This window comes from Sinomonas albida, assembly GCF_004919045.1.
In the GTDB taxonomy this organism is placed as follows: domain Bacteria; phylum Actinomycetota; class Actinomycetes; order Actinomycetales; family Micrococcaceae; genus Sinomonas; species Sinomonas albida.
In genome coordinates, this window is the sequence record NZ_SWDW01000002.1 from 98,062 (window position 1) to 123,680 (window position 25,619).

The 25,619-nt window shown below is 70.7% G+C and carries 15 protein-coding genes and 1 tRNA gene; 12 read left to right on the forward strand and 4 right to left on the reverse strand.

The genetic code is table 11. The features are described from left to right. Positions 1 to 2 precede the first annotated feature (2 nt). The 3 genes from E6A26_RS02355 to E6A26_RS02365 are packed head-to-tail and all read left to right on the forward strand — an operon-like array spanning position 3 to position 7,275. On the forward strand, positions 3 to 413 hold the full coding sequence (locus tag E6A26_RS02355; RefSeq protein WP_136609591.1) for an MGMT family protein: 411 nt from the start codon (positions 3 to 5) through the stop codon (positions 411 to 413). After that, the gene (locus tag E6A26_RS02360) at positions 410 to 3,667 is read left to right on the forward strand and encodes an ATP-dependent helicase (protein WP_136609592.1); all 3,258 of its coding nucleotides are present in this window, start codon (positions 410 to 412) and stop codon (positions 3,665 to 3,667) included. Before E6A26_RS02355 ends, E6A26_RS02360 begins: the two co-directional genes overlap by 4 nt. Further along, positions 3,664 to 7,275 carry an ATP-dependent helicase gene (locus E6A26_RS02365; protein ID WP_136609593.1) on the forward strand — a complete coding sequence of 1,204 codons (3,612 nt, stop codon included), beginning with the start codon at positions 3,664 to 3,666 and terminating at the stop codon, positions 7,273 to 7,275. Before E6A26_RS02360 ends, E6A26_RS02365 begins: the two co-directional genes overlap by 4 nt. 131 nt (positions 7,276 to 7,406) lie before the next feature. Here the strand turns inward: E6A26_RS02365 and E6A26_RS02370 are convergent, their stop codons facing one another. Continuing rightward, on the reverse strand, positions 7,407 to 8,717 hold the full coding sequence (locus E6A26_RS02370; protein WP_136609594.1) for a macrolide 2'-phosphotransferase: 1,311 nt from the start codon (positions 8,715 to 8,717) through the stop codon (positions 7,407 to 7,409). Positions 8,718 to 8,842: 125 nt separating this feature from the next. Here E6A26_RS02370 and nudC point away from each other — a divergent pair, with 125 nt between their 5' ends. The 4 genes from nudC (at position 8,843) to E6A26_RS02390 (ending at position 12,941) form a co-directional block, all read left to right on the forward strand. Continuing rightward, positions 8,843 to 9,964 (forward strand): NAD(+) diphosphatase, encoded by a 1,122-nt coding sequence (nudC, locus tag E6A26_RS02375; protein ID WP_136609595.1) that lies wholly within the window; start codon positions 8,843 to 8,845, stop codon positions 9,962 to 9,964. Further along, a complete protein-coding gene (locus E6A26_RS02380; protein WP_136609596.1) occupies positions 9,961 to 12,072 on the forward strand; it encodes an ATP-dependent DNA helicase UvrD2 in 2,112 nt (703 codons plus the stop codon). Before nudC ends, E6A26_RS02380 begins: the two co-directional genes overlap by 4 nt. 97 nt (positions 12,073 to 12,169) lie before the next feature. Continuing rightward, positions 12,170 to 12,733, forward strand: coding sequence for a M48 family metallopeptidase (locus E6A26_RS02385; protein WP_136609597.1), 564 nt, complete (start codon positions 12,170 to 12,172; stop codon positions 12,731 to 12,733). A gap of 10 nt (positions 12,734 to 12,743) precedes the next feature. Beyond that, on the forward strand, positions 12,744 to 12,941 hold the full coding sequence (locus E6A26_RS02390) for a hypothetical protein (protein ID WP_136609598.1): 198 nt from the start codon (positions 12,744 to 12,746) through the stop codon (positions 12,939 to 12,941). Positions 12,942 to 13,022: 81 nt separating this feature from the next. Here E6A26_RS02390 and E6A26_RS02395 read toward each other — a convergent pair whose 3' ends face one another. Next, on the reverse strand, positions 13,023 to 14,534 hold the full coding sequence (locus E6A26_RS02395) for a zinc-dependent metalloprotease (RefSeq protein WP_211128906.1): 1,512 nt from the start codon (positions 14,532 to 14,534) through the stop codon (positions 13,023 to 13,025). A 193-nt stretch (positions 14,535 to 14,727) separates the two neighbouring features. Between E6A26_RS02395 and E6A26_RS02400 the strand changes: the two genes are divergently transcribed. The 3 genes from E6A26_RS02400 (at position 14,728) to E6A26_RS02410 (ending at position 19,417) form a co-directional block, all read left to right on the forward strand. Next, positions 14,728 to 15,891, forward strand: a complete 1,164-nt coding sequence (locus E6A26_RS02400; protein WP_234864920.1) for a YlbL family protein — start codon at positions 14,728 to 14,730, stop codon at positions 15,889 to 15,891. Between the two features lie 149 nt (positions 15,892 to 16,040). Next, a complete protein-coding gene (locus E6A26_RS02405) occupies positions 16,041 to 19,031 on the forward strand; it encodes a UPF0182 family membrane protein (RefSeq protein ID WP_211128908.1) in 2,991 nt (996 codons plus the stop codon). A 312-nt stretch (positions 19,032 to 19,343) separates the two neighbouring features. Next, a tRNA-Met gene (locus E6A26_RS02410) sits at positions 19,344 to 19,417 on the forward strand. A 121-nt stretch (positions 19,418 to 19,538) separates the two neighbouring features. Here the strand turns inward: E6A26_RS02410 and E6A26_RS02415 are convergent. Both E6A26_RS02415 and E6A26_RS02420 read right to left on the reverse strand, forming a co-directional pair. Next, positions 19,539 to 20,357: a PspA/IM30 family protein gene (locus E6A26_RS02415; protein WP_136609600.1), complete on the reverse strand. Its 819-nt coding sequence runs from the start codon at positions 20,355 to 20,357 to the stop codon at positions 19,539 to 19,541. 62 nt (positions 20,358 to 20,419) lie between these two features. Then, entirely contained in the window at positions 20,420 to 22,465 is a 2,046-nt protein-coding gene (locus E6A26_RS02420; RefSeq protein WP_136609601.1) for a TPM domain-containing protein, read from the reverse strand. Positions 22,466 to 22,764: 299 nt separating this feature from the next. Here E6A26_RS02420 and E6A26_RS02425 point away from each other — a divergent pair, with 299 nt between their 5' ends. Both E6A26_RS02425 and E6A26_RS02430 read left to right on the forward strand, forming a co-directional pair. Continuing rightward, positions 22,765 to 24,483, forward strand: coding sequence for a S1C family serine protease (locus E6A26_RS02425; protein WP_136609602.1), 1,719 nt, complete (start codon positions 22,765 to 22,767; stop codon positions 24,481 to 24,483). 329 nt (positions 24,484 to 24,812) lie between these two features. After that, the gene (locus E6A26_RS02430) at positions 24,813 to 25,613 is read left to right on the forward strand and encodes an electron transfer flavoprotein subunit beta/FixA family protein (protein ID WP_136609603.1); all 801 of its coding nucleotides are present in this window, start codon (positions 24,813 to 24,815) and stop codon (positions 25,611 to 25,613) included. Positions 25,614 to 25,619: the final 6 nt, after the last annotated feature.

Consider the following 25,619-nt stretch of genomic DNA (forward strand, 5'->3'; position numbering starts at 1 on the left):
CGATGCGGGACGAGTTCGTGGAGGCTGTGCTGTCGGTCGTCGAACTCGTCCCTCCCGGTTGCGTCCTCGCCTACGGCGACGTGGCCGAGCTCCTCGGCGCCGGGGGGCCACGGCAGGTCGGGTCGGTCATGTCCCACCACGGGAGCCACGTGCCGTGGTGGCGGGTCATCAAGGCGAGCGGCGGCGCGCCGGACGGACTCGAGAGCGAGGCCCTCGCGCACTATCTCGACGAGGGCACGCCGCTGCGCGGCAAGCCCGGCGAGGGGTCGTGGCGGGTCGACATGCAGCGTGCGCGCTGGGCGCCCGACGACGCCGAACTCGACTCCGTGGACGTTGTCGCCGACGAGCTGTGGGAACGTCGCCACGGGCCGCGCGCAAGAATGTCGGACCCGGATGATGGGATCCAGCCATGACCGCTTCCGTCGCGAGGACTCCGGAGGACGCCGCAGCGCTCCGGCTCCTGCCCCCGCTTCCGCGATCTTCGTCAGAAGGGTGGAGCCCCTCTCCGGACCAGCGCTCCGTCCTGGACCTCCGCCTTGGCGTCGGCCCCGTCCTCGTGTGGGGCGCCCCCGGCACCGGGAAGAGCCGCGTCCTCGTCGAGGCGGCGGCGTTGCGGGTGGAGCGCGACGGCGTCGACCCGGCGCGCGTCCTGATCCTCGCCCCGGCCCGCGTGGCGTCCGCCCGGCTGCGGGACGGTTTCACGGCGCGGCTCGACCGCAGCCTGAGCGCGCCGCCGGCCCGCACGTGGCAGTCGTACGCGTTCGACCTCATCCGCCGGGCCCGCGCCGAGGGGCGGCTCGACTGGCTTCCCCGGGCGCCGCGGCTCCTCTCGGGAGCCGAGCAGGATCTCATCGTCAAGGAACTCCTCGAGGGCCATCGGGCCATGGGTCGCGGGCCGGCGTGGCCTCCCAGCCTCGGCGCGGCGCTGTCCACGCGGGGCTTCCGGCATGAGGTCCGTGAGCTCTTCGATCGTGTCACCGAGTACGGCACGACGGCGCGCGAGCTCGCGGAGCTGGGTCGGCGCACCGGCAGGCCCGAATGGGAGGCGGCGGCGGAGCTCTATCGCGAATACCGCGACGTGCTCGAGCTCCGCATGCCCGAGGCCTTCGACCCCGCCGGCATCATCACCGCGGCCCGGCAGATCCTGCTCGACGATCCTGCCCTCCTCGAGGCCGAGCGTGCGCGGCTCGAGCTCCTCGTCGTCGACGACGTCCAGGAGGCCAACCCGGCCGTGTTAGAGCTCCTCTCGGTGCTGGGCCGTGGCCGTGACGTGATCGCCTCGGCCGCCCCCGACGTCGTGGTCCAAGGCTTCCGCGGCGCCCGCCCCGAGCTGGTCGCGCGGCTCGGCGACCTGCTCGGCGGGCTCACCGAGCGCTCGCTGGCAACATCGCACCGCATGCCGCCCGCCGTCGCCGAGGCGTGGCGAAGCGTGGCGGCGCGGATCTCAGCGGTGCCCGGAGGGCAGGCGGCGAGACAGCTCGAGCACGAGACGCTCGTCGACCCGTCGAGCTCCGTCGAGGCCCACGTCCTGCACTCGCCGATGCATGAGCTGCGCTATATCGCCCACCGGATCCAGGACGCCCATCTCCTGGGCGGCGCGGGCTACGGGGACATGGCCGTCATGGTGCGGTCGGGCGCGAAGCTCGCCCAAGTCCAGCGTTTCCTCGCCTCGCAGGGGATCCCCGTCAAGGTCCCGGTCGCGGAGACGGCGGTGCGGGACGAAGCCGCCGTGCGCCCGCTCCTGACCGCGTACCGCATTGCCCTGGATCCCGCCGAGCTCACGCCGGAGACTGTCGTCGAGCTCCTTGGCTCCCGCATCGGGGGCGCGTCCGCGCTCGAGCTCAGGCGACTGCGGCAGTCCCTGCGCCAGCTCGAGCTCTCCGCCGGCGGCGGCCGGGCGAGCGACGCCCTCCTCGTGGAATCGCTTGGCGACCCCGCCGCCCTCGCAGAGCTCGGGACGGAGGCGCAGGCGGCGCGGCGCGTGGCTCGCATGCTGGAGCGCGGCCGCGCCGCAGCGGCGGAGCCCGGGGCTACGGCGGAGACGGTCCTGTGGGCGCTCTGGGACGCTGCCGGGCTCGCGAAGCGCTGGTATGGCCTTGCGCTGGGAGGCGGCCCGATCGGCCTGCGGGCAGACCGGGACCTCGACGCGCTCATGGCGCTCTTCCACACGGCCGAGCGGTACGTCGACCGGCTTCCCGGGGCCTCACCGGGGCAGTTTCTCGACTACCTGCTCGAGCAGGAGATCCCGATGGACACCTTGGCGCCGCGCGCCCAAGCGGACGACGCCGTCGAGCTCCTCACGCCTGCAAGCGCCGCCGGGCGCGAGTGGGGCCTCGTGTTCGTCGCGGGGGTCCAGGACGGGGTGTGGCCCAACAATCGGCTGCGGGGCGAGCTGCTGGGAAGCACGATGTTCACGGACTGCCTCGAGATCGGGCCGGTCGACGCAATGCTTGTGAGCCCCCGAGCCCGCCTCAGGGACATCCGCTACGACGAGCTGCGCATGTTCTCCGCCGCCGTGTCGCGGACGCGTGGGAGGCTCGTGTGCACGGGCGTCCGCTCGGAGGACGACGTGCCGTCCGCGTTCTTGGACCTCGTCGATCCGCTGCCACTGGGCACGGCCCTGCGGCCCTACACCAATGTGCCGCGGAGCCTCGGACTCAGGCCGCTCGTCGCAGAGCTCCGCCAGTCCGCAGAGGAGGGCGGGCGCGACGCCGCGGCGGCCGCCGAGCTTCTCGCCCGGCTTGTGCGGGCTGACGTGCCGGGAGCGCATCCCGAGGACTGGTACGGTCTTGCACCTCTCACGAGCACGGGACCCGTCGTGCCGCCCGAGCAGACCGTGTACGTCTCGCCGTCGCGGGTCGAGACGGCCGTCAAGAACCCTCTCGACTGGTTCGTCTCGGCCGCCGGCGGCGAAGCCGCGACCGATTTCGCGCGGAGCCTCGGCACGCTCGTCCACGCCATCGCCCAGGAGAAGCCCCACGGCACGGCCGAGGAGCTCCTCGCGGAGCTCGAGCGGCGGTGGCCGAGCCTCGGGCACCCGGACACGTGGGAGGGCCGGCGCGAACACGAGCGCGCCAAGACGATGCTCGGCAAGCTCGCCCAGTACGTCCGCGGGACCCGCCGCGAGCTCGTCGGCGTCGAAGCCGATTTCGAGGCGAGTCTGGACCGCATCGGGGAAGGTCCGATCGCGCAGCGCACGGTTATCCGCGGCCAGGTCGACCGCCTCGAGCGTGACGCGGAGGGACGCCTCGTGGTCGTGGACCTCAAGACGGGCAAGAGCAAGCCGAGGTCCGCGGACGTTCCGCGCCATGGGCAGCTTGCCGCCTATCAGGTGGCGATTGCGGCAGGGGCCTTCGCGGAGACCTCGGACGCGGGTCTCGGCCCTGCGGGCGAGGAGCTCGCGCGAGCCGAACAAGCCGCTGGGCCATATCTGCCCGGGGGAGCCGAGCTCGTTCAGCTCGGAGACTCGGCCAAGAACGTGGCGATCCAGCAGCAGCCCGCGCTGGAGGACCCGGCGTGGGCTGTCGAGCTCGTCGAACGCGCCGCGGAGGCCATGTCAGGACACGAATTCGAGGCGCGGCACGAGCCGGGCGCAGGCTTCGCCGGGGGCTGCAGGCTTCCAGAGATCTGCCCGCTGTGCTCGCGGGGACGGCAGGTGACTGAATGACGATCGATCTCGACAACGCGCTCGCCGCGCCAACCGACCCGGCCGGGGCTGGGCTGCCAGCACCCCGATTCACGCCCGAAGCGCTCGCCGAGCTGCTTGGCCAGCACGTTCCGACGGCGCAGCAGTCGGAGATCATCGCGTCCCCCCTCGAGCCCCGTCTCGTCGTGGCGGGCGCCGGGTCGGGCAAGACAGCGACCATGGCCGAACGCGTCGTCTGGCTTGTCGCGAATGGCTGGGTCCGGCCGGATGAGATCCTCGGTGTCACGTTCACCCGCAAGGCTGCCGGGGAGCTGTCCGCGCGCATCCGGGCGCAGCTCGCGAAGCTCAGCCGCGCGGCACGCCAGCACGGGATCGACCTCGCCGACGGTGTGCTGGATCCGGAGGCGATGGACCCGACGGTATCCACGTACCACTCGTTCGCGAACACGATCGTGCAGGATCACGGGCTGCGCATCGGCGTCGAGCGCGACGCGGTGCTGCTCGGCGCGGCACAGTCCTGGCAGCTTGCCGCGAGCGTCGTCGAGGCGTACGACGGCGACATCTGGGAGGGCTTCCCCGCGAAGAGCACGCTCGTGGGCGCCGTCATGATGCTCGCCTCGGAATGCGCCGAGCACCTCCAGGACCCGGCCGACGTCGAAGGCTGGCTCGACGCCGAGGAGACCCGGCTGCGCGCGCTCCCGCTCGTCGCAGGCGGCGGGCGCGGTCCGGCCGCGGCCGCGTCGAAGCTGCTCGCGGGGCTGCGCTCGCGGAGGGCCGTCGCGGGCCTCGTGGCACGGTTCGCCGAGGCCAAGCGCCGGCGCGGAGCCCTCGACTACGGGGACCTCGTGGCGCTGGCTGCCCGCATCGCGAGGGACGTCCCCGAGGCTGGCCGCCTCCTCCGCTCGCAGTACGCGGCCGTCCTCCTCGACGAATTCCAGGACACGTCGCACGCCCAGACCCTCCTGTTCTCGCAGCTTTTCGGGGGCGGGCACTCGGTCATGGCCGTCGGCGATCCGAACCAGTCGATCTATGGCTTCCGCGGCGCTTCGGCGGGTCAGCTCGCGACGTTCCCCTCGACGTTCCCGCGCGTTCTCGAGGGCGGGGGCAGGGCGCGCGCGGCCGTGAGCCATCTGACGACGGCGTGGCGCAACAGCGTGTCGGTGCTCGCGACCGCGAACATCGCCTCGGAGCCCCTGCGCCGACCCGCCCCGTATGCCCAGCGGGCTACGCCCGCGGATGTCCGGACGCTCGAGCCGAGTCCAGTGGCGACCGCCGGGCGCGTGGTGCTCGGCCGGTTCGCCGACGAGCTCGAGGAGGCGCGAGCCGCCGTCGGCGAGCTCGAGGCCTTTGCACGATCGCGCGGGGTCGCGCTGGGCCGCGACGCCGGTTCGGCCCCGGCTGGACGGCACACCGCCGAGCCGGCACTGCCCACCATGGCCGTCCTGTGCCGCAAGCGCGCCCAGTTCGGCTCCGTCCGGCGCGAGCTTGAGCTGCGCGGCGTGCCCTACGAGGTCGTGGGTCTCGGCGGGCTCCTCGACACGCCCGAGGTCATCGACGTCGTGAGCACGCTGCGGGTCATCGCCGACCCTGGCCGGTCGGACTCACTCGTTCGGCTCATGACGGGCGCGCGCTGGCGGGTGGGACCCGCGGACCTCATGGCGCTCGCCGACTGGTCCAGACACCTTGCCGCGCGCCGGGCCCAAGCCGCCCGTCCCAGCGAGCAGGACCTCGACGCGCCCGGCACGGCCGACGAGGCGGTCGTCGAGGGGGATCTCGCCGACGCGTCAAGCCTCGTCGAAGCGATCGACCGCCTTCCTCGCGCCGACTGGGTGTCCGGCGTCGGCCGCTCGATCAGCGCCGAGGGGCTCGCCCGGCTGGGCCGGCTGCGGAACGAGCTCCGCATGCTCAGGACACTCAGCTCTGACGAGCTCGGCACCCTCATCGCCCATGTCGAGCGGTCGCTCCTCCTCGACATCGAGCTCGCCGCCCGCCCGGGCGCCTCCGTCCATCAGGCGAGGCGAAACCTCGACGCGTTCCAGGAGGGGGCCGCGTCGTTCCTCGCGCAGTCCACGTCCTCGGAGCTCCTGGCCTTCCTCTCGTGGCTCGACGCCGCCGCCCAGGAGGAGTCAGGCCTCGACATGGCACCGAGCGAACCGATTCCCGGTGCCGTCCAGCTCCTGACCGTGCACGCCTCGAAGGGGCTCGAGTGGGACGCCGTCGTGGTCGCAGGCCTCAACCAGGGCGCCTTCCCGAGCGGGGGCAACGACCGCTGGACGAGCGGCTCGTCGGCTCTGCCGTGGCCCTTGCGGGGGGACCGCCACGAGCTCCCTCAGTGGGACACCGACCAGCCGGACCAGAAGGGGTGGGTCGACGCGGAGCGGGCTTTCTCCGAGGACGCCGATGCCCACGCCGAACGCGAGGAGCGGCGGCTTGCCTACGTCGCCTTCACTCGTGCGAAGGACCTGCTCGTCGTGAGCGGTTCGGCCTGGTCGGCGAGCCGGGCGAAGCCGATGGCGCCGTCACCGTTCCTCGTGGAACTCAAGGAGGCCGCGGCAGAGCACGGCTTCGACGTGGCCGCGTGGGTCGAGGACTCCGAGCTGCCGGACGAGAATCCGCTCCACGCGGAGCCCGAGGCGGCCGTGTGGCCCTACGACCCCCTCGAGGGGCCGCTCGACTCCGCGACCGGCCGCCGCAGGAGCCTTGCTCGGGGCCGGAGGGCCGCGCTCGAGCGGGCCGCGGCCGGTGTGCTCGCCGCGCTTCATGGCAGCGAGGGCACCGCGGGCACCGTCGCGGCCGACGACGACGGCGCCTCACCGGACGACGGCGCCTCGCCGGAGGGGAGCCTTCCGCCGAGCGTTCGCTCCCCGCGTGCCGCCGCGTCGGAAGCGCCGCTCCCGGCAGCTGCACATGCCGATGCGCCGGGAGCGCCGTTCCCGCCGAGCGTTCGCTCCCCGCGTGCCGCAGCGTGGGCGCGGGAAGCGGATCTGCTGCTCGCGGAGCGCTCCCGCGCCGTGGACGGCTCCGGGGTCAGGCTGCCCGAACACGTTTCGGCCTCGACGCTCGTGGCCTTGGGGGAGGATCCCGGGGCCGTCGTTCGGCAGCTCCGGCGCCCGGTCCCGCGCCGGCCCGGTGTCTCGGCACGCCGCGGGACGGCCTTCCATGCCTGGGTCGAGGAGTATTACGCCCAGAGCGCGATGCTCGATCTCGAGGGGCTGGATCACGCCGACGAGTTCGTCGACGAGGCGTACGAGCTGCAGTCGTTCGTGGACGTCTTCAGGGCCTCGGCGTGGGCCAACCGGAGTCCCGCTTTCATCGAGGTACCGATCGAGACGCGGGTGGGGCCCGTCGTCGTCCGCGGGCGCATCGACGCCGTTTTCCGCGATGCGGACGGAACTTGGGATCTCGTCGACTGGAAGACCGGCCGCGCCCCGAGCGGGCGCGAGGCGCAGGCGCAGGCGCGGGCCGTGCAGCTGGCGGTCTATCGGCTCGCGTGGTCGCGCCTTCACGGAGTGCCGCTCAGCGAGGTCAGGGCGGCCTTCCTGTACCTCGCGGATGGGCGCGTCGTGCGGCCGGAAAGGCTCGCCGGGGAAGCGGAGCTCGAGCGACTCATCGCCGACGCGCTCGCCTGATTCGCGCTGGCATGCTCAGGCCTGCGTGGCTCAGGCCTGCGCGAGCCACAGCTGCGTCACTTGCTCTCGTACGACTCACGCCCGCGTGACCCCGCGCCCGCGTGACCCCGCACTTGCCCCCGCGTCCCGCGCTACTCCGCGCCGAGGCCCCCATGCCAGCCGCCGACGACCGGAATCGCATCCGTGGGAGGTTCGACGTCGTGGTTTCCGAGCGTCGGTGCACCCGGCGCGGGACCACTCGAGGAAGGCTTTCGGTCGGGCTGAGCGGGCCCGCGCGAAGGCGCTGGGACGATCGGCCGCGCCGGAACGATCGGTGTCGCTGCGGTCGGGGTGTCCTCCGCCTGGGCTGGTGCACGATGCGGCGGCGCGACGATCGGCGTCGCAGCAGTCGGGGTGTCCTGCTGCTGCGCGGCCTCTCGGGCTGCGGCCTCTCGGGCCGCGGTCTGCCTGGCTGCGGCCTCACGAGCTGTGGCCTGCCGGGCCTCGGCCTCGCGGGCCTCGGCTTCGCGGTCGGCCGCCTCGGCGGCGTCCTGGGCCTCGATGTCCGAGGCGAGCTGCGAAAGCATGTCCTCGCCGTCGGCCGCGGCCTCGCGGTCGCCGAGCGCCAGGGCCTTGACGAGGTATTGGGCGAGCGCGAATTCGGCCGCGAGGGCGGCCCGCCTCAGGAGGTGCGGGTCCACCGGCTCCTCGCGGGCTTCGTGATAGGCCGCGATCACAGCGTCGACGAACTCGGGTTCGTTGGAGGCCACGAGCCACGCGATGTCGTCCGCGGGATCGCCGACGCGCAAGTCGGTCCAACCCGTGACAGCCGTGATGCGTCCGTCGTCGACGAGGAGATTGTCCTCGTGCAGGTCGCCGTGGACGACCGTCGGGTTGAATCGCCACATGCTCACGTCTTCGAGGGCGTTCTCCCACCTGCGCAGGAGGACGGGAGGGATCTTCCCCGTCGTCGCGGCCTGGTCCAGCTCGTTGAGCCGGCGCTGCCGGAACTCGTTCGCGGAGTAGGCCGGGAGGTCGGCCCGGTCCACGAGCGCGTGGGGGAGGGCATGGATCGCGGAGAGCGCGCCGCCGATGTCCCTGACAAGGCGCTGTCCGCCGCTGGCCAGGTCTCCGAGCTCGCGGATGGAACCCGCAAGGTGGGTGTAGACGCACGTCGTGAGGCCGTCCATGCGCACGGTGCCGGCGACGGCGGGGAGCTGGAACGGGAGCTCGGCGCGCACGGCCGGGCTGAAGGCCCGCAGCACGAGCAGTTCGGTCTCGAGGCGGGCGCTGGCCTCCGTGCCTCGCGGGGACCGCACACGCCAGCTGCGCCCGTCGGCGCCCCGGATGAGGGCCGAATCAAAGTCCGTCGCGTCGTCGGGCGACGGGCCTACCGCGACGGGCTCGAGCCCGGGCACCGCGGCGGTCGCCAAAGCGGCCAGCTCCATGGGGGTACGTCTCACCTTGTCCACGGTAGCCCGCGACGCCGGGCGGATCACGGCCCCACGCGGCGTGTCCCCAGACCCGCAGTTTCCACAGGGCGAGGCCCGCGCATGCGACTGTCGGTCCGGCTCAGTACGGTAGGACTATGACCTCAGTGCCCGACCGCGCCGCATCGCACGCCCAGCCGATCCCCGAAGCCCGGGGTGGCGGCTGGGCCACAGGCACTCTTGGCGATGGGTCCGGCCCCGCGGCGGGAGTGCTCTCGCCCCATCTTCTGCCCGTCGTACGGGCCGCGCTCGACCGGCGCAGCGAGGAGCGCGCGGACGCCTCGTTCCTGGCGGGCGTGCTGCGCAACCAGGGCACTCTCGCGATCCTGCTCTCGCAGCGGCGGGCCGCCATGGACGGCGAGGCGCTCGTCGCGCTCCCGGCCGCGGAACTCCCGCGCGAGTGGCTCTCAGGCCTCGTCGTCTATCTGGGCCGCGTCCCGGAGGCTACCGCGGGCGCGCGCGGCGGTCTCGCGCACGCGGCGGGCTCCGACGTCGTCCTTGTGGTGCTTCCCGAGCCAGTCGAGCCGATCGCCGGTGTCATGTCCGAGCCGGCCGGCCCGGGGTCCGCGCTCCTGCCAACCGCCACCCACTGGTCCGGATTCCGCGAGGTGGGCCCTTCCATGGACCCCTTCGAGGCCAGCGTCCTGCTCGAGGCCAACGCGATCGCGAACTGGCACGAGACGCATCCCCGGTGTCCTCGCTGCGGCGAGGCGACCAACGTGGTCATGAGCGGCTGGGTGCGTGTATGCCCCATGGACAGCTCCGAGCACTTCCCCCGCACTGATCCCGCGATCATCGTCACCGTCGTCGGGCCGGACGGCCGCCTGCTCCTGGGTCGCGGCGCGCGCATGCGCTCCACGATGTTCTCGACTCTCGCGGGCTTCGTCGAGCCGGGGGAGTCGCTCGAGCAGGCGGTCGTGCGGGAGATCGCAGAGGAGGTGGGCGTGAGGGTCACCGAGTGCCAGTATCTGGGCTCGCAGCCGTGGCCGTTCCCGGCGTCCCTCATGCTCGGGTTCACGGCGCGCACCGAGGACACGGTCGCGCGGCCCGACGGACAAGAGGTGGTGCGCGCACGCTGGTTCGACCGCGACGAGCTCCAGGCCGCGGTGTCCTCCGGAGAGGTGACGCTGCCCAGCAGGACCTCGATCTCTCGCGCCCTCATCGAGCACTGGAACGGCGGCCCGATCGCCGAGCCGACCGCCACCACGGTGCGCCGATGACCGGCGACGCAGCCTCCCTCGAGGAACGCCTCCTCGGCGGGCTCGACGACGAACAGCGCGCCGTCGCAACGACCCTCCAGGGCCCCCTCTGCGTCCTCGCAGGCGCGGGCACGGGCAAGACCCGCGCGATCACCCATCGCATCGCGTACGGAGTCCAGACCGGCGTCTTCCAGCCGCAGCGGCTCCTCGCCGTGACGTTCACCGCCCGCGCAGCGGCAGAGATGCGGAGCCGGCTCCGCGACCTCGGCGCCGGGGGAGTACAGGCCCGGACGTTCCACGCCGCCGCCCTGCGTCAGCTCCAGTACTTCTGGCCACAGGCCGTGGGCGGGCAACTCCCTGGGCTCCTCGAGCACAAGGCCCAGGCCATCGCCGAGGCGGCCCGGCGGCTCCGCCTCACGGTGGACCGCGCGGCGATCCGCGACCTCGCGTCCGAACTCGAATGGGCCAAGGTCTCGATGCTCACGCCCGCCACGTACCTCGAGGGCGCCCCGGGCCGGGGCGAGCCCGGCGGCCTCCAACCGGCCACGGTCGCGCGCCTGTTCCAGGCCTACGAGGACGTCAAGGTGGACCGGAACCTCATCGACTTCGAGGATGTCCTGCTCATCACCGTCGGCATCCTGCAGGAAGACGCCAAGGTCGCGGCCCAGGTCCGCGAGCAGTACCGGCACTTCGTGGTCGATGAGTACCAGGACGTCTCGCCCCTGCAGCAGCGGCTCCTCGAGCTGTGGCTCGGCGGCCGCGACGAGCTGTGCGTCGTGGGGGACGCAAGCCAGACCATTTACTCGTTCACGGGTGCCACCTCGGCCCACCTGCTCGAGTTCGGGAAGCGCTACCCCGAGGCGACCCTCGTCAAGCTCGTGCGCGACTACCGGTCCACGCCACAGGTCGTCCAGCTCGCCAACCGCCTTCTGGGCTCGCGCCGCAGCGGCGGGCCTGCCGCGGACCGCCTCTGGGCGGAGCCGCTCCAGCTCCTGGCCCAGCGCCCTCCGGGCCCTGAGCCGGAGTTCGCCGAGTGCGCGGACGACGAAGCCGAGGCCGCCGCCGTCGTCAAGCGCATCGGCGAGCTCGTGGCGGAGGGCATCCAGCCCAAGGACATCGCCGTGCTGTTCCGCACCAATGGCCAGTCCGAGGCTTTCGAGCAGGCGCTGAGCGCCGCGGGCATCGGATACCAGCTGCGTGGCGGGGAGCGCTTCTTCAATCGGCGTGAGGTGCGGGACGCGATCCTCCAGCTCCGCACGGCCGCCCGCGCCCAGCCGGACGGCGTGGGGCTCGGTCAGTCGGTCCGGGACGTGCTCTCGTCTCTCGGCTATTCCGACGTGGCCCCGAGCGGAAGCGGAGCGACGAGAGAGCGCTGGGAGTCGCTGTCCGCGCTCGTGGCGCTCGCGGACGAGCTCTCGACGAGCCGAGGCGAAGCCTTTGGCCTCCCCGAATTCGTCCTCGAGCTCCAGGAGCGCTCGACCGCCCAGCACGCCCCCGCGGTTCAAGGCGTCACGCTCGCGTCGCTCCACGCGGCCAAGGGACTTGAGTGGGACGCCGTGTTCCTCGTGGGACTGAGCGAGGGGCTCGTCCCCATCTCGTTCGCGGACACGCCCGTGACCGTCGACGAGGAGCGCCGCCTCCTCTACGTCGGCATCACGAGGGCCCGGCATTTCCTTCACCTCTCGTGGTCGCTGGCGCGCACGCCGGGCGGCCGCGCCCACCGCCGCCCGTCGCGCTTCCTCGACGGGCTGCGGCCCGGTTCGATGCGGACGACGGCGGGACCCGCGGGCGGCGCGTCGTCCCGCCGTCGGCGCGAATACAAGGGGCCCGCCGTATGCCGGGTCTGCGGGGCCGTGCTTGAAACCGGGGCGGAGCGGAAGGTCGGCCGGTGCAGCGACTGCCCGCCGTCATACGACGAGGCGACTTTCGAATCGTTGCGCGCGTGGCGGCTCGAGCGCGCCCGCGAATCGGACGTCCCGGCCTTCGTCGTCTTCACCGACGCGACGCTCACGGCGATCGCCGAGGCGAAGCCAGCGAGCCTCGAGGACCTTTCCAAGGTTGCGGGCGTAGGCAAGGCCAAACTCGACCGCTACGGCGACGCCGTCCTGGAGCTGCTCCGTGGCGCGTGACGGCGCAGCTTCAGCGCCGGGGCGGGGCCGCGCGCGGCGCGGTCTGAACCCACCGCCTGCCCGGAGGCCTGCTGTGCTACCGGCTGGCCCGTCTGCTGTGCCACCGGGTCACCCGTCTGCTGTGCTGCCGGGTCAGCCGCCCGTCGACGTTCGCCGCTCCGCAAGGCGCCGCAAGACGGTGAGCGCCTTCTGGGAGGGCGGGACGGCGGTCGTCGCGATCCCCGCGCGCTTCTCGAAGGCCGAGGAGGAACACTGGGTGCGACGCATGGTCGAGCGGCTCGAGAAGAGCTCGGCCCGCCGTGGTGGCCGGCGAAGCGACACGGAGCTCATGGCCCGCGCGCTCGAACTCTCTGGCCGCTACCTCGGCGGACGTGCCAAGCCTGCGTCAGTCCGGTGGGTCACGAACCAGAACTCGCGCTGGGGCTCGTGCACGCCGTCGGACCGCAGCATTCGGCTTTCGCACCAGCTCGAGGGGATGCCGGAGTGGGTCGTCGACTACGTCCTCGTCCACGAGCTCGCGCATCTGCTTGTCGCGGGCCACACCCCCGAATTCTGGGCGGCCGTCGCAGCATACCCGCGGGTTGCGGAGGCGAAGGCGTTCCTGGAAGGCGTCTCATTTGCGGCGGCGCGAGGCCTTAACGGTGGGACGCCCGAGTCCTAGAATCTGGGCCATGGCTGAGCTTCCTGCGAGCTACAAGAAGTACCTCGAGGGCCGGGACGCGGAGTTCATCGAGACGGTCCGGCCCATCCTCCTCCAGTCGGCGGCAGACGCCGAAATGGGCGTGCGCGTCGTGATCGATCCGCACGTCCTCCAGGCGCACCTCGACGACAGGGTGCCGTTCGGCCACGTCGTTGAGGACATCGACTAGAGGTCGTCAGAGCCGGCCGGCACTAGAGCCGGCCGGCACTCCGGCCGGCACGCCCAACGGCTGGCACGCCCAACCCGCCGGTCACCGACCCGCGGAAGGCTCCTCGCCGCCGTCGTCCTCTGCGCCGCCCTTCGTGTTGTCCTTCGGGTTGTCCTTCGTGTCGCCCTTCGGGGCTTCGCCGGGGGCGCTGTCCTTGCCGGGGGACCCGCCTTCGTTGCCGCCGTCATGGCCCTCGCCTTCGGGCTTGGCGTCGAAGCCGCCCGAGAGCAGCTTCTCCAGCGCGGCGTCCACCTCGGTCTCCTGCGCCTCGGCAGCCGAGCGCCGGGCGCTGAAGCCCGTCGGATCGTCGAGGTCCTCGGCCGTGGGCAGCAGGTCCGGATGCCGCCAGATGGCGTCGCGGCCCGACACACCGCGTTCGTCCCTGAGGGAGGACCATAGCTTGGCGGCGTCCCGGAGCCGGCGCGGTCGCAGCTCGAGTCCCACGAGGGACGCGAACGCGTGCTCGGCGGGACCGCCGGTCGCCCGCCGCCGCCGGACGGCCTCACGGAGGGCGGGCGCGGACGGCAGGACGCCGTCGGTCGCGGCCGCCGTGAGCTCGTCGACCCAGCCTTCGACCAGGGCGAGCGCCGTCTCGAGCTTCGCGAGCGCCGCATCCTGCTGCGGGGTCCGCTCCGGCATGAAGACGCCGCCCTGGAGCGCCTCTTGGATCGACTCGGGGTTCCGCGGATCGACCTCGCGCGCGAGTTCCTCGATGCGCGAGACGTCGATGTGGATGCCACGGGCGTAGTCCTCGATCGCGCCGAGCAGGTGGCCGCGGAGCCACGGAACGTGCATGAAGAGGCGCGCGTGAGCGGCCTCGCGCACGGCGAGGTAGAGGCGCACGTCGCTCTCCGGGAGCCCGAGGCCCTCGCCGAACTTCACGATATTCGCGGGCAGGAGCGCCATCTCGAGGTCGACGAGCGGGACGCCGATGTCGGACGCGCTCACGACCTCGCCCGAGAGCGCGCCGATGGCCGCGCCGAGCTGCATGCCGAAGATCGCCCCGCCCATGTTCTGGAGCATCGACGTCGCGCCGCCGAGCATGCCCTTCATCTCCTCGGGCAGCTGCTCGCTGATCGCCGTGGAGAGGGCCGTCGCGACGCTGTTCGCGACCGGCTCGGTGAGGCGACGCCACGTGCCCATGGTGGCCTCGATCCACTCGGCACGCGACCAGCCGCGGCCAATGAGCCCGGTCGAGGGGAGATCGGTCACGTTGTCGAGCCACAGTTCGGCGAGGCGCAGGGCCTCGTCCACGCTGCGGTTCTGAACGGCTGAGACCGAGGGGTCGGACGTCATGGCGGCCGAGCGGCGCGCATGCTCGTGGGCGAGCTCCCAGTTGACGGGCCCCTCGCCAGCCGAAGAGGCCATCATCGACTGGACCTGCTCGAACATCTGCTGGAGCATCGCGGGGTCATTCGGGAGCCCCGCCGCCTTGGCGATCTCGGCCGGGTCGACCCCATCAAGGCCTTCGCCGCCCATGAGCTTGGCGAAGAGCTCGGCGAGGGGATCCTGGGGATCCTCGCCGTTTCCGTGAGGCTTGTCCGGAGTGGTCATGATGCCGCCGATCACTGGTGGGAACAGTCAACCTCACGGTACCGCGCGGGGGCGCGGCTGTCTTCGCGCGGTTGGGGCCTTTCGCTGTGGGCACAGCAGGGCGCGGCGAGGCCGCGCGGGGGCTGTGCGAATACTACGCTGGAGAGCAGAGATACCCGAGCACAGCGGCTTTCGCGCCGCGGAAAGGCGCGGCGTGAGCAGCAGCGTCACCCCGACGGACGGCGACTCCGCGAGCGGAGGCGCGCCGCCGTCGGCTGGCGCGCCGCCGACCGACGACGGCGGGCTGCCGCAGCGACCGCGGACCGCGCTGCCCAAGGGCCGGGGGCTCGTCACCGTCGTCGCAGGCATCGCCGCGCTCGCGCTGGGCGCCGTCGTATGGACCGTCCCGGTCCCGTATCTCGTGGAGCTCCCGGGCCCCGTCTACAACACTCTCGGGACGGACAACGGCAAGGACCTCATCTCCATCCAGGGCCACGAGACGTATCCGGCCCACGGGGAGCTTGACCTGACCACGGTCTATGTCGAGGGCGGCCCGAACTCGGATGTGAGCCTGCTCGGCCTCATCCGTGCTGCGCTCGACCCGTCGGAGACGATCACGCCGGTCGACTCCGTCTACCCCAAGGGCACCACGCGGCAGCAGGTGAGCCAGGAGAACGCGACGGAGATGCAGAATTCGCAGGACAACGCCGTCGCTGCCGCCCTCAAGAGCCTCTCGGTCCAGTTCACGCAGCAGATCAAGGTCGCGGCGCTGGTGGACAATTCGGCGTCCGCCGGCAAGCTCCAGCCTGGCGACTCGATTGTGAGCGTCGCGGGCCAGCACGTCGACTCGCTCGCGGCGGTGCAGAAGATCGTGGCTGCCTCGCAGGGCAAGCCGATCGACGTGGGCTTCGAGCGCAACGGCCAGCCGCAGACGGTCTCGATCACACCCCGGGACGCGGGTCAAGGCCACTACCTCCTGGGCTTCACGGTCACGTACGCGTTCTCGTTCCCGTTCAAGGTCGACTTCGGACTGAGCCAGGTCGGAGGCCCAAGCGCCGGAATGATGTTCGCGCTGGGAGTCATCGACAAGCTCACGCCAGGCGATCTCACCAACGGGAAGCAGATCGCCGGAACGGGGACGATTTCGCCGGACGGGTCGGTGGGGGCGATCGGCGGCATCGTCCAGAAGATGAAGGGTGCCCGCTCGCACGGCGCGACCCTCTTCCTCGCGCCGGGAGGCAACTGCAGCGACGTCGTGGGGCACGTCCCGGACGGGCTCTCCGTGGTCCGCGTCGACACGCTCGACGGGGCGCGCAAGGCCGTCGAAACCTACGCCCAGGGCGGCAATCCAGCCTCGCTGCCCCAGTGCACGAAGTAGTCCTCGGGCCGCAGCCGTGACCGACGCCGAATCGTTACCCATAACGCCGTGAGCAGGGGGAACTCCGTGCGCGGCCGGTCCGTGCTTGACTTAGGCGGGGTGCTCTGCGTGCCCCAGCTGCATCGCGCCCACCTAGTGAAGAGGTAACTGTGACAGCCCGTCCAGAAGGCAGCAGCCCGCGACCCCTGAGGAAGCGGCGCGGTCCCCTCATCCCGACGATCATCATCGCGGTCGTCCTGGTGGTCGGCTTCGTGTTCTTCGCCCAGGTCTGGTCGGATGTCCTGTGGTACCAGCAGCTGGGCTTCATCCAGGTCTTCATCACGCAGAACCTCGCTCGGAGCCTCGTCTTCGTCGTGGGCGGGCTCGGCATGGGTGTCTCGGTGTACGCGGCGATTAAACTCGCCTACCGCGCGCGTCCCGTCTACGCGCCCGACGGCGGCCCCCAGGACGCACTGAGCCGGTACCAAGCGCAGCTCGAACCGGTGCGACGCGTCGTCATGGCGGGCGTGCCCATTGTCTTCGGCCTGTTCGCGGGCGCGGCGGCCGCGAGCCAGTGGCAGAAGGTCGTGCTCTTCTTCAACCAGGTCCCGTTCGGCCAGACCGATCCGCAGTTCGGTCTCGACATGGGCTTCTACATGTTCACGCTGCCGTTCATCGGGACGCTGGTGGGCTACCTGCTCGGGGTTGTCGTGATCGCGGGCATCGCGGGCCTCCTGACCCACTACCTCTACGGGTCCATCCGAATCCGTGAGCAGGGGATCTACACGGCGCGGGCTGCGCACCTGCATCTGGCGATCAGCGGGGGCGTCCTGCTCCTTCTCATCGCGGTGAACTTCTGGCTCGACCGCTACACGACCTTGCAGAACTCGTATCCGCGATGGTCCGGCGCGATGTACACGGACGTCAATGCGGTCATCCCCACCCAGGCCATTCTCGCCGTCGCCGCGACGATCGTGGCCATCCTGTTCTTCATTGCCGCGGCGATCGGTCGTTGGCGCCTCCCGCTCATCGGGACCGCGATGCTCGTCATCACGGGGATCTTCGCCGGTGGGCTGTACCCGTGGGTCATCCAGCAGTTCCAGGTGACGCCGTCGGAGAAGACGCTCGAGAGTCCTTACATCAACCGCAACATCTCGCTCACCCGCGAGGCCTACGGGTTGGACAACGTCGAGGTGAGTCCGTACAACGCGACCACGTCCGCGAGCCAGTCCGCCCTCGCCCAGGACGCGCAGACCACGGCGAGTGTCCGGCTGTTCGACCCGTCGCTCGTCTCCTCGACGTTCCAGCAGCTCGAGCAGTACCGCCCCTACTACCAGTTCTCCTCGGCGCTCAATGTGGACCGCTACGCACTGGACAACAAGGTCCAGGACACGATCATCTCGGTCCGCGAGCTCAACCTCGGGGGGCTGAGTCCGAACCAGCAGTCCTGGTACAACACGCACATCGTCTACACGCATGGCTACGGCGTGGTCGCGGCGTACGGCAATCAGGCCACGACGGACGGCAAGCCGGTATTCATGCAGTCCGGCATCCCGTCCACGGGGGTTCTGGGCACGGAGGACACCTACCAGCCGCGGATCTATTTCGGTCAGTATTCACCCGACTACTCGATCGTCGGCGGTGCTGCGGGCTCCCAGCCCCGCGAGCAGGACAAGCCGCAGGGCAGTCAGTCGGACACGCTGTACACGTACACCGGCAACGGCGGCCCCAACGTCGGGAACCTCTTCAACCGCCTCGTCTACGCGATCAAGTTCCAGAGCACCGACCTGCTCTTCACCGACGGCGTCAACGACAAGTCGCAGATCCTGTACGACCGCGATCCGCGCACGCGGGTGCAGAAGATCGCGCCGTATCTGACGCTCGACGGCACGGCGTACCCCGCGATCGTGGACGGCCGCGTCAAGTGGATCGTGGACGGCTACACGACGAGCCAGTACTTCCCGTACTCCCAGCAGCAGCAGCTCCAGCAGGTGACGACCGACTCCCAGACCGGCACCGGCCGCAACGCGGCCCTGCCGGCGTCGAGCGTCAACTACATCCGCAACTCCGTGAAGGCCACCGTCGATGCCTTCGACGGCTCGGTGAACCTGTACGCGTGGGATGACCAGGACCCTGTGCTCAAGACCTGGGAGAAGGTCTTCCCCACGACCGTCAAGCCGCTGTCCGCGATGTCTGGTTCGCTCATGAGCCACGTGCGCTACCCAGAGGATCTGTTCAAGGTTCAGCGCGAACTCCTCACGCGGTATCACGTGACGGATCCCGCGAGCTTCTACGACAACAACGACGTGTGGAGCGTCCCGGCCGACCCGACCCAGTCGAGCGGCGCCAAGCAGCCGCCGTACTACATGTCGCTCCAGATGCCGGATCAGAAGGCGCCGGCGTTCCAGCTGACGTCGAGCTTCATCCCGCAGACAGTCGAGGCCGGCAAGTCCCGCGACGTCATGTACGGATTCCTCGCGGCCGACTCGGACGCCGGCAACAAGGCTGGCGTCAAGGGATCCGAATACGGCAAGCTCAGGCTGCTGAGGCTGCCGACGGACACGACCGTGCCCGGACCCGGGCAGGTCCAGTCGCGCTTCGATTCTGATCCGAGCGTCTCGACGTCGCTCAACCTCTTGAGACAGGGCGCGTCGAAGGTCCAGAACGGGAACCTTCTGACGCTACCGGTGGGCGGCGGGCTCCTGTACGTCCAGCCGGTCTACGTGCAGTCGACCGGCGCGACGTCCTATCCCACCCTCCAACGTGTCCTCGTGGCGTTCGGCGACAAGGTGGGCTTCGCCCCGACGCTCCCGGACGCCCTCAATGCGCTGTTCGGAGGCACTGGATCCACCACCTCTGGCACGGGAGGCACGAGCCAGCCGCCGCCCACGGCTGCACCGCCCGGCGCGAGTGACGCGACCTCGCAGCTCAATCAGGCCCTGAACGACGCCAAACAGGCGCTTCAGGACAGCCAGTCCGCGCTCTCGAAGGGCGATTTCACGGCGTACGGCGACGCGCAGAAGCGCCTCTCGGATGCCGTGCAGCGGGCAATCACCGCGGAGTCGAAGATCCCGGGGGCGCAGAACCAAGGCTCGTCCGGGGCGACGCCGAGCCCCTCAGGATCCGCGTCTCCAACCCCCACGCCCAGCCCGAGCAAATAGCCTGAAGCCGTCCGGGCCCGCGGCCAGTCGTGAAGACGGCGGCCGCGGGCCCCTCTACGTGTTGTGCTTGCCGACGCGTGGCGGGTACTCAACGTGTTGTGCTTGCCGACGCGTGGCGGGTACTCAACGTGTTGTGCTTGCCGACGGATCGCGGGCCCCTCAACGTGTTGTGCTTGCCGCGTCGCGGGTACTCAACCGTGGCGGGCCCAACGGTCGGGCCCGCCAACGCGTCGCGGGTACCCGCCCTCCGGTGCTGGCCGCACACCCCCGATTTGGCTCGACGTTCACCGCTTGGTAACGTATCCACTGCGCCGCGGGGTGGAGCAGTTCGGTAGCTCGCTGGGCTCATAACCCAGAGGTCGCAGGTTCAAATCCTGTCCCCGCAACGAATCGGGCCCGGAAACCCTTATGGATTTCCGGGCCCGACTGCTTTGGCCCGGCTGCTTTCCTGAGGCCTCACGAGGCTTCTTGAGCCCTGACCGGACCTGCCAAGCCTCAGAACAAGCCTCAGAGCTTGTCGAAGTCCGCCTCGTCGACGACGGGGAGCTCGTCGGCGTTCCCCTTGCCCGCAGTGCGGGCACCGCCCGTGCCTGCCGAGAGGGCGGCGGGTGCCGACGAACCCTGCTTGAGGGCGGCAAGCCGCGCCTCGACCTCGGTCTGCTCACCGAGGTCCTCGAGCTGATTGAACTGCGAGTCGAGGCTGCTCGCAGCCAGCTCCTGCTGGCCGCGTACGCGAGCCTCTTCGCGGCGGACCTTCTCCTCGAAGCGGCCCACCTCGCTCGTGGGATCCATGATGTCGATGCTCTTGAGGGCGTCGTTCACCTGAGTCTGCGCGGCGGCCGTCCGGCTGCGGGCCACGAGCTCGTTGCGCTTCGACGTGAGCTCGTTGAGCTTGCCCTTCATCTGGTCGAGACCGGTCTTGAGCCGGTCCACGATTTCGCTTTGGGACGCGATCGTCGGCTCGGCGGCCTTCGCCTCGTTCTCGGCAGACATCTGGCGCTGGATCGCGACCTTCGCAAGGTTGTCGAACTTCTGCGCGTCCGCGGCATTCCCGGCCGCCCGGAACTCGTCTGCCTTGCGCGACGCCGCGAGGGCCTTGTTGCCCCAGTCCTGTGCCGCCTTGATGTCTTCAGCGTGGTCGTCTTGCAGCATCCGGAGGTTGCCGATGGTCTGCGCGATCGCCGACTCCGCCTCCGAGATGTTGTTGCTGTAGTCGCGGACCATCTGGTCCAGCATCTTCTGGGGGTCCTCGGCCTGGTCGAGCAGTGCATTGATGTTGGCCTTCGCCAACTGCGTGATGCGCCCGAAGATCGACTGCTTTACCATCGTCGTGCTCCCTTTCTCTGCCCCGGCCGGTGCCGTGGCCCTAGGTGATTCGCTGTCCTGGATCAGAAGCTTCCGCCGTCGCCGCCGAAGCCGCCGCCGTCTCCGCCGCCGAAGCCTCCGCCGTCGCCGCCGAAGCCGCCCCCGTCGCCTCCCCAGCCGCCGCCACCATCGCCGCCCCAGCCGCCGCCACCCCAGCCGCCGCCGTCGTGGTGTCCGCCGTTGAGGATGTTGTCGATGAGGATGCCGCCGAGAATTGCCCCGCCGATGCCGCCGCCATAGTTGCGCCCGCCACCCCAGCCGCCGCCGAAGCCTGCAAACTGGTCGACATCCTGCTGGGCGATCTGCGCCGCCTGCTGCGCGAGTGAGTTGGCCTGCTCCGCATACGCGAGCGCAGAGGTCGGGTCGCTCTGCGCGATGGAGAGGGCGTAGTCGACGTTTCGCTGCGCCTCGGCGAGCCGGGTGCGGGCCTCGGTGCCTACTCCGCCTCGGCGCGCGGCGATGTAGTCGCTCGTCGCGCCGATGGCGTCTTGGGCGGAGCGGATGGCCTGCTGGAGTGACGCCGCGGCACGCTGGGCCTGCTGCTCCTTGTCCCGGACGCCCGCCAGGACGTCGTCGAGCTGCTGATGCGCCTTCTCCACCCGCGCGAGGATGGCCACCGGATCGGTCTTCTCTTGCGTGAGCTCCTGCCGGGCCTGCGCGAGCGCGGCCTCGACGCCGGCGATCGGTCCTGCCAGCTCGCCGTTCTGGCCGCCCTGCGCCATGGCCTTGGCCTGGGCGAGGTCGTTCTCAGTGTCCGCGAGGGCGGAGTTGAGGTTCTCCTTCGCCGAGCTGAGCGCCGCGGACGTCTTGTCGATCGCATCGAGAAGCACGCCGCTCTGGTGGAGTGCCTCTTCGGCCGCGCGCACGGAGATCGCCGCCGGGCCCGTCTGGCCCTGACTGAGATTCTGCCGCCCTTGGGCGGAGGCGGACCGGACGAAGTCCAGGCGGTCCTGCGCCTGCGCGATGTTGTCGGAGACCTGCTTGACTGCGGATTCGGCGTACTCGGCCCGGAGTGCGGTGAGCGACTGCTCGGCCCCGGCGAGCCGCGCGGTCGCCTTCTGCACCCCGGCGTCGACGTTGTCGAGGGCCGCAGGGGCATTGCGCTCGAGCTCGCGCAGCGCGTCGAAGTCGGCCTTCTGGTCTGCGAGAGACTGGATGGCGGCCCCGGTGCGCTGGATGATCTCGCCGAGCCACACGCGCTGCTGCTGCGGCGTGTCCGGAATGTGGTCGTCGAGCTGCTGCTGGAGCTTGAACGACTCGCTGAGCTGCGACTTTGCGTCGGACAGGGCCTTCGAGAAGTTGCCCACCGCTTCCGCGCCGTAGGAGGCCTCGGCGAAGCCGAGCTCCTGCTCGCCCGACTTGATGGCGTCGTCGGCCTGCACGAGGAGCCCGCTCGCGCGCTTGCGCAGTTCGTCGAGGCTGAGCCCCGCGAGCGAGTCCGGGCCGCCGGACTCCGTGACCGCCTGGGTGATCGACCGGCGGCGGCGCCGCGAGAGCGCGTACGCCCCGGCAGCCCCTGCCACCACGACCACGCCGCCCACGATCCACGGGGTCGCGTTTCCGTCGGAGACATCGCCGTTTCCGCCACCCGCGGCGTTGCCCACGGCCTTCGCGGTGTCGATGGCGGCCTGCGCGAAGTCCTTCTTGCCGTTGGCAAGGTTGGGGACCACGGCGTTCTGTTCGATGTTCGCGATCTTGGGATAGACCTTCGAGTTCGATGAGCTCGCCGCGACTTCGTAGGTGCCTGACTTCGCGATCGCGAGGAGGACGTCTGACCGCCCCATCTGCTTGTTCTTGGCCACGGCCTGCGCCCACGCCGTGCGGTCGCTCGGATTCGTGAACGAGTCCACGACCACGACGTAGAGGTTGACCTTCTGCCCGGACACGAGGTCGGAGATGGCCTTCTCGACGTCGCCCTTCCGGCTGCCGAGGGCGTTGGTCGGGTCGACGATGTTGGTGCCGGACGGGATGGTCACGGGATCCGTGGCCCATGCCGGCGAGGCAGCGGGAAGCAGCGCGAGCCCCAAGGCGCCGACAGCCGTCAGGAGAGTCTTCAGCGTGGATCGCACTTAACAGCCCTTCGCTCGGCTCCGAGGCTGGCCCTCGGAACGCCCCAGTCCCCCCATGGCAGCCACCGCCGCGGGACGCTGTGGCATGTCGCTTTCGATTCTAGGGGCCCGTTTTCACACGGGTCCACCACGCCCTGTGCGCCCCCAGCGAACAGGGCGAACGGCCGACGGCGCCCGGACGTTGGGCGTTGTGGCTGGCGGTTGAGGCATTCGGCTGACTTCCAGAAATCTTTCAGACAACAAATGAGCGGCGCACAGCATCGCGGTCCATAGTGGAGATCGACGAAAGGATGAGCAGCATGAGCGAAAACCCAGAGAGCCCTGCCGAGGACCGCGGCCAGGCGCCCCAGGGCAGCACGACGCCCGAGCGGCCGACCGTCGCGCCTCAGGGACCGGCGCACAGCTCCGACTCGTCGCCGACCGAGGAGATCCACGGATCGGGGGCGCACGCCGCGTCGCAGGGTCAGCAGGCCACGCCGGCCTACCAGGCAGAGTCTCAGCCGACGCAGTCCCAGCAGACCGCGCCGGCCTACCAGGCAGAGTCTCAGCCGACGCAGTCCCAGCAGACCCAGTCCCAGCCCACGCAGCCGCAGCCGCGCTACGGACAGTACGCCGCCCAGCCAGCTCAGCCGCCCCACCCGCCGCAGTACGGCCAGCACGCGCCGACGTCGCCCTACGGCCAGCAGGCCCCCAACCAGCACGCCCAGTCTCACTACGGACAGGCTCCCCAGGGCTATGGCGCGCAGCAGGGCCACAACCCGTACGGCCAGCCCGGCCAGGGCAGCTCGTTCGCCCCTCCGACCTCCGTGCGCCGCGGCGAGCCGAAGCGCTGGGGGACCGGGGTCCTCATCGGCGGCATGCTCATTGCGGGGCTCATCGGCGGCGGAGTCGCGGCAGGCGGCTACTCCCTCCTCGCTCCGCGTTCCTCGAGCTTGAGCCAGTCGCAGAACAGCCCGGTGATCGTCAACAACCAGGACAGCGTCAACGCCGTCACCGCCGCCGCAGCGAAGGCCTCGCCGAGCGTCGTGACGATTGGCGTCTCGTCCGGCAGCAACTCGGGCACGGGCTCTGGGGTCGTCCTCGACAACCAGGGCCACATCCTCACGAACACGCACGTCGTGACCCTCGACGGCGCCGTGGCCAACCCCACGATTCAGGTTCGCACGAGCGATGGCAGCGTCTACACCGCCACGGTCGTGGGGACCGACCCGCTTTCGGATCTCGCGGTCGTGCAGGTCAAGGGCGCGAACCTCACGCCCGTCACGGTTGGCGACTCGAGCAAGCTCAACGTGGGCGACAACGTCATCGCCATCGGCGCCCCGCTCGGTCTCGACAGCACAGTGACGTCCGGCATCGTCTCCACCCTCAACCGGACCATCTCGGTGGCCTCCTCCGCGGCGCCACAGGGCGGCTCGGACCAGCAGCAGGGCGGCGGCGGCGGTGGCTTCCAGTTCGCACCCCCGAACGGTGGCCAGTCCCAGCGCGGGCAGACCCAGAGCACGATCAGTATCAACGTCCTGCAGACCGACGCCCCGATCAACCCGGGCAACTCGGGTGGTGCGCTCGTCAATTCGAAGGGCGAGCTCGTGGGCATCAACGTCGCGATCGCGTCGACCGGCAGCAGCTCGAGCAGCACGAGCCAGAGCGGCAACATCGGCGTTGGCTTCAGCATCCCCGCCAACTACGCAGCGCGGATCGGCCAGGAGATCATCAAGACCGGCAAGGCCCAGCACGCCCAGCTCGGCGTGTCCGTCCAGCCGGCGGCCCCGAACGGGGACACCAACTCCTCGTTCTCGGTCGGCGCCCAGATCGCCCAGGTGACGAGCGGTTCGCCCGCTGACAAGGCAGGCCTCAAGACCGGCGACGTCATCACGCGCTTCGGCGATTTCGCGATCGGCGACGCGAACGAGCTCACCGCCGCGGTCCGTCAGCAGGCGCCGGGCTCGACCGTGAAGGTCACGTACACCCGGAACGGTCAGAGCGCGAGCACCGATGTGACTCTGGGGACGGCGTCCTGACGCTGTAGCGCAGCCCCGTCACGCAGCCGCGTCACGCGGCCGCGTCACGCGGCGGCCTCGTCACACCGGGGCATCACCCCGACCAGACTCCGCCCGCGGCCCCTCCCCGAAGGGGGCCGCGGGCGAAGCCGTGTCCGGGGTTAACGGTGTCTTCTCCGTGTCACATGACGAATCATGGCCTCGCGTGACGCGACGCGAGCAGGATCGGCGGCGGGGCGGGCCGCTCACCCAGGCCGCCCGACATATGGTTAGCTAGGATTCCCGGCGCCGGGCGAAGCCGCCTGCGCGCCGTCAGGCGACGGACGCAAGACTACGGAAGGTCCTCAACCGTGGGAGATACTCTCAAGATCGTTGTGCTCGTCAAGCACGTGCCCGACGCACAGTTCGACCGTCACATCGGTCCCGAGCAGAGGCTCGAGCGCTCCGAGAGCATCCTCTCCGAGCTCGACGAGTACGCCCTCGAAGCCGCGCTCCAGCTCAGCGAGGCGCGCGGCGGCGACAAGGCCGGCAATCAGGTGATCGCCCTCACCATGGGCACGCCGGACGCCGCAAACGCCCTCAAGAAGGCCCTCCAGATCGGCGCATCATCCGGCGTGCACGTCACCGATGACGCGCTCGCGGGCTCCGACGCGTGGGCAACGTCGCTCGCGCTCGCCGCGGCGATCAGGGCGATTGGCGACGTCGACCTCGTCATCACGGGCATGGCCTCGACGGACGGCGAAACCTCCCTCGTCCCGGCGCAGCTTGCGGAGCGGCTTTCCCTCCCGCAGCTCACGTTCGCGTCGAGCCTCGACGTGGACGGACGCACCGCCGTCATCCGTCGCGACGGCGACGCGAGCTCGGACACCGTCGAGGCAGAGCTGCCCGCAGTCGTCTCGGTGACGGACCAGATCAACGAGCCCCGCTACCCGAACTTCAAGGGCATCCTCGCAGCCAAGAAGAAGAAGATCGCGACGTTCGGGATCGCGGACCTCGGTCTCGAGCCGGGTCAGGTCGGCGCGGCGGGCTCGCTCACGAGCGTCGAGCAGGCTGACCCGCGGCCGCCGCGCACCGCTGGCACGATCATCACGGACGAGGGCGACGCCGGCCTCAAGCTCGTCGACTTCCTGGCCGCCCAGAAGCTCATCTAGCGAAGG